Origin of the sequence: Kitasatospora putterlickiae (assembly GCF_039527695.1) — a bacterium.
Lineage (GTDB): Bacteria > Actinomycetota > Actinomycetes > Streptomycetales > Streptomycetaceae > Kitasatospora > Kitasatospora putterlickiae.
The window spans coordinates 1-5,387 of the sequence record NZ_BAAAKJ010000572.1; the positions used below are offsets into that span (position 1 = coordinate 1).

The 5,387-nt window shown below is 67.9% G+C and carries 2 protein-coding genes; both read left to right on the top strand.

All coding sequences use genetic code 11. From position 1 onward, the window contains the following. The first annotated feature begins 522 nt into the window (after window positions 1-522). Entirely contained in the window at window positions 523-3,114 is a 2,592-nt protein-coding gene (locus ABD308_RS39480) for a DEAD/DEAH box helicase (RefSeq protein WP_344345977.1), read from the top strand. 754 nt (window positions 3,115-3,868) lie between these two features. Beyond that, window positions 3,869-5,387, top strand: a 1,519-nt coding sequence (locus ABD308_RS39485; RefSeq protein ID WP_344345979.1) for a PAS domain-containing protein, incomplete at its 3' end; no start/stop codon positions are given.

A 5,387-nucleotide genomic window follows, 5' to 3' on the forward strand; every position in this document is an offset into this window, starting at 1 on the left:
CCCGGCCCCCCGCGGGGTTGGGCCCGGCGCTTCGCGCCTTGGCCGGCCTCACTCCGCTTCGCTCCGTGAGGCCCAGTGGCTGAGGTGGGATCATCGGCTTGAACTCGGCTTTTTGCTGACTTTACGACAGGCTGACTGGGGAAAGGGTGGCGCGCCGCGGGCGCGTGCGGGTCGGCTTCACTCCCGCCAGATTGGTCTAGTCCACGGTCTAGACCTCTGTTTCGGCCTCGCGGCGGGTCGGGGTGCGCTACCCTCGGAGGGTGAGCAACGGTCTCCAGTGTATCAATCTCAGGGCGTCAGGTGTTCCTGCCGTGAGCGGGGTCCGGCCCCATGTTCTTCGGGTGTTCGCGGGAATTCGCGACCGGGGACTGATATCCTGCCGGATAGTCGCTTCTGTCGCGCGCTTTTCCGGTCGCCCCGATTCTCGGGACGGTCCTTCGAATGTATCAGTAGGGCACTGTCAGCATTTCCCGTGTGATCCCTGGTGTGGGTCCGGGAATGGGTGAGGGGAGACACGTCTTCGTGAACGTCGTACAGCCTGGCCTGAAGGCCGCTCAGTTGGCCGCCGGCATCTCGCTGCGCGGGCACCAGGAGGAGGCGCTGGAGGCCATCGTGCGGGGCCTGACGCCCCGTCCGGGGCAGGCGGTGCCGAACGGGCTTCGGGTGACGGTGCAGATGGCTACCGGCTCCGGGAAGTCGTACGTCGGGGCGGCGGCCAGCCAGAAGCTGGTGCCCCGCGGCGTGGTCCTGGTGGTCGTTCCGACCCTGGACCTGCTGGTGCAGATGGTCGGCGCCTGGCGGGTGGCCGGGCGTTCCGGGGACATGCACGCCATCTGCTCGCTGGTCGACAGGGAGTTGCCGTTCGGGGTGATGGCGAGCACCAGTCCGCTGATGATCGGCAGGTGGCTGGAGCACGCCGCGAGGCACTGCCGGCCGACCACCCTGTTCGCCACCTACACCTCGGTCGGGGCGGTGAAGGACGCCTACGAGTACTGGGCCGAGCGCCAGGGCGAGGTGCTGCCCCCGCTCGGGCTGATGGTCTGCGACGAGGCGCACCGCTCCTCGGGCAGTGTCGAGAAGACCTGGACCGTGGTGCACGACCAGGGCGCGATCCCGGCGGAGCGCCGGCTCTACATGACGGCGACCCCCCGGATCTGGGCGCCGCCCAAGCGCCCGGTGAAGGGCCGTGAGGGGGCCTACCAGCCGCTGCCGGAGGAGTTGGCAGTGTCGATGGACGACCAGCGTGTCTTCGGGCCGCACGTGTACTCCCTGGGCCTGGCGGAGGCGATCGACAGGAAGTTGCTGGCGCCGTTCGAGATCGTGGTCCTGGAGCTGCGGGACCCGCTCGGTGACCGGGCCGCGGCCGAGGCGCAGGGCGTGCCGTGGGGTCCGGGGGTCGGTGAGGCGGAGGACGGGAGCGAGGACGAGGTGCCGGCCGCGCGGATCGCGGCGATCCAGGCCGGGCTGGTCAAGACCGTGGTCGAGCGGGGGCTGGAGCGGTGCATCACCTTCCACAGCCGCACGATCGAGGCCCGCTACTTCTCCGAGACGCTGAACCAGACGGTCGAGAAGCTGCATTTCGAGAACCCGCAGAAATACCCGCCGGAGTTCTGGGCTCAGTGGCTCTCCGGTGAGCACGAGGTGGATTTCCGCAAGGAGGTCATCGGGGACTTCGGGAAGGGCGAGGAGGACGACGGCCTGAAGCATCGGATCGTGTCCCAGTGCAAGGTCCTGGGCGAGGGTGTCGATATCCCGAATGCGGACTCGGTTCTTCTGCAGGGCAGGGGCAGCATGGTGGATATCGTCCAGGCCATCGGCCGGGCCCTGCGCATGCAGCCCGGGGAGGGAAAGACCGCCAGCCTCATCGTGCCGGTCTTCCTCAAGCCCGGCGAGGAACCCGGAGACATTCTGGAGTCGGACTCCTACGGCCCGCTGGTCAAAATCCTGACCGCTTTGCGGAGCCACGACGCCAAGGTGGTCGAGGCCCTCGCGGTGCCGCAGAGGTCCGGCAAGCGGACCAAGGGGCACAGCGCTGAGGCTGCTTCCGGCCCTGGTGAGAGCATGGTCGGTGCGGGTGGCGGGTCGGCGTTCACGCTGCCGGTGCGGTTCCAGGCTCCGGTGGACGAGAACGTGCTCGCCCTGTTCATCGCCTCCAGGGTGCTGGTCGGTGAGACGCAGTTGTGGCGTGAGGGGATCGGTCACGCGCGGCGGTGGTTCGAGGAGACCGGCGGGCTTGACGTCCCCTATTCCGCGCTGGTCGGGGAAAACGGGAATTACCCGCTGGGAAAGTGGCTGTCGGACCGGCGTGGCGAGAATGCGAATGGTGAGCTGGCGCCATACCGGGTGGAGATGCTGGACGCGCTCGGCATGATCTGGTCCGTGAGCGACGCCCGCTTCGAGGCCGGGTTGGACTGGGCGCGGGTGTGGGCGAAGGGCCACGGCGGGAGCCTGGCGGCGCCGGCGCGGGCCTCGGTCGGCGGCTACGCCATCGGCACGTGGCTCTCCGAGTTGCGGGCCGCGGCGCAGGTCCCGGCCGGGGAGCCGGGGGCGCTGGCGCCGGAGCGGCGGCGGGCGCTGGAGGAGATCGACCCGTGGTGGTGCCCCACCTGGCCGGTGACCTGGCAGCGCGCCTACGCCACCGCCCGGATGTGGTGGCTCGACACCGACGGCCAGGTCGACTGGACCTCCCTGCCCCTGGACACCGTCTACGAGGGCGAGCAGCTCGGCCGCTGGGTGCAGGCGCAGCGGGCCGGCTGGCCGGACCTGGAGGAGGACCAGCGGGACCTGCTGTCGGCGATCGGCATCGAGGCCGACCCCGAGCTGGTGGCCGCGAAGGCCGCCGCCGAGGCGAAGCCGAAGCTGTCCCGCGCGGACCGGTTCGCCCAGGGCCTGGCCGCGCTCGCCCAGTTCGTCGAGCGGGAACGGCACCCCCGGGTCCCCCGCCCACACAAGGAACCGGTCGAGACCGTGGAAGCCGGCCCCGAAGGTGAAGACCAGGTGGTCGTGTCCCACTTCGCCCTGGGCACCTGGCTCAACAACCAGAAAGCCCGCCGGACCAAGCTCACACCCGGGCAGCTCACGCAGCTCGCCGAGCACGGCGTCGAGTGGGCGTAGGCAGACCCGGGTGCTGCTGGTACTCGCGCATGCAAGATGGGGATCGGCGTCTGCGACGCCGATCCCCTGGAAGCCGTGACCTTAGCCCTAATGCCAGCTGACCTCCAGGTGGGTAATCAAGGTTCGCACTACTTCAACCAGAAGACCCGCCCCTGCAGCGGCCAGGACGGCACCGGCCATCTGTCCCGGGTCCCGCCATCCCAGGGCCCCTGTGCAGACCGTACGTTCACCTCGCCGACCGCGACGCCACCGTGCCTCACTGTTGCCCCCGCCACGCGATACCACCTTGCCCACCTCGGTCTTCGCTCCCTCACCGATAGGCGCTCATGCCTGGCTGTCACGACTTAGTTCTCAGGTCCTCGCGAACCGCTTATTGCAGCAACTGGTGCCGCCGGAGTCTCCGTAGGACTGTGCATCAGTGGCTCCAGTCCGCGTAGAGTTCCTATGCCACCACCGGATCACTCACAGCCACAGGGGGGCATGTGCGCTGCAGATCAGTAGCACGCCGGTCACCACAATGGCCAGAAAGGCAGGCCGGCCCTGCAGAAGGTGAACCACCGGGATCTGATCGAACATCAAGAATTCCCCAATCTGGGTGTTCAACAGTCGGGCCGCCTTTCAGCCAGAGGTCGTCGGCCGCCCGATGCCGCTGACGACCAGCGGCGCGGATTCCGACGATGCCTCAGGGCCAGGACCAGTAGCCAGCCCGTCCGCTTGTCCGACGGACAACGACGGACAAGACGAAACGGACTCCATGAACGAGAAGACTCCAGCTACAGCGGAGCGGCTGCGGAACGCTGGCGGGAGGAGGCGCGCGCCGCTGCCCGGTCTCGATCCCAACACAGCTGCCTTGGTCGCGCTACTGCAGGCATGGGTGAACGAGTCCGGGCTGACGTTGGACGCGATTGCACATTCCTTCACGCCCGAGCAGTTCGGCGGTCGGCCTGCGCCACGGCGGAGCGCAATTGGTGAGCGTCTGAGAGGGAAGGCTCTCGATCGGGACTTCGTCGGCGCAATCGTCGAGGTGTGCACACCAAACGAGCAGGTACAGGCCCGACGTCTAAAGCAGGCCCTCGCGGTATTGAAGCAGGTCGAGGACGCCCAGACCCCTACCGGCTCTGCCACGTCCGACAGTTCCCACGCCCTGCTCGTGCGCAACCAGCAACACACCATCGACGTACAGAACAAATTGATGCAAGCCCAGGATGCGCTGCTTAGAAGCAATCAGGCACTAGCTCAGAGCAATCAACTGGTCTTGATGTTGTTACACATGGTGAACCATCTGAACGAGAAGTACCGCGAACTGCAGCGGGAGTCGGACCGGCTTCGCTTCAGCGCATCGAACCTCCCCACACAGGAAGACGTTCATCGCAAGCTCGCCACCACATCCAACCTGCTGGAGAAGGCACGTGAGGAACGAGCACGCGCTGAGATCGAACAGCAGGAAGCCCTCCAGCTCAAGGATGTTGCCCTTCGACGCGCCGACGCCCTGCAGCACAAACTTGACCGACTGCGTGGGGAACCGCAAGACGCGAGCCTGCCCACGCCATCGGAGCCCACTCGGTGGGACCCGATCCCTGCCACGCAGGATCCCGAGCTCGACGACATTGCCAGGGCGCTGGCAACAGCAAGCGCCGTCAACGACGAGAACGAGCAGCTCACACAGGAGGCACGCGAGAATCTTGGACTCGAACCCGCCGATGACATGTTGTCCGCGTTGTCCGTCCCCGCGCCGGACAACGCGGACAACCGGATACCGGAAGCGGAATCCGGCGCCGCCGAAACCATCGTCGGCCTGGGTGAGCCCAACCTGACGCTGGCGGAACTGGCCGCTTCGGAGGCGGTCTTCGGCCAGACCCCGACCGGCTTCATCCTCTTCGACAACCGGCTCCGCCTCCAGCGCGTCAACAACGCCTTCGCCTCCGGGATGGCCCTCGCCCCCACCGACCTGGAGGGCCTCACCCCGCACGACATCTTCCCTGAAACCGAGGCCGACCGGCTCACCGCCGCCCTGCGCAAGGTCCTCGCCAGCGGCGAACCCGTCTTCGACCTGCGCTTCCACGCCGCCGTCCCCAACCGGCTTTGGGCCGTCTCGCTCTACCGCCTCAACGGCGCGGCCGGCCAGCCCATCGGCGTCGCCGGACAGGTCTCCGACGTCACCAGCCGGCACGTCGCCGAACGCGAGGCCGACGGCGTCCGCCGCAACCTCGCACTGCTCAACGAGGCCAGCGCCCACATCGGCTCCACCCTCGACCTGGAGACCACCGCCAAGG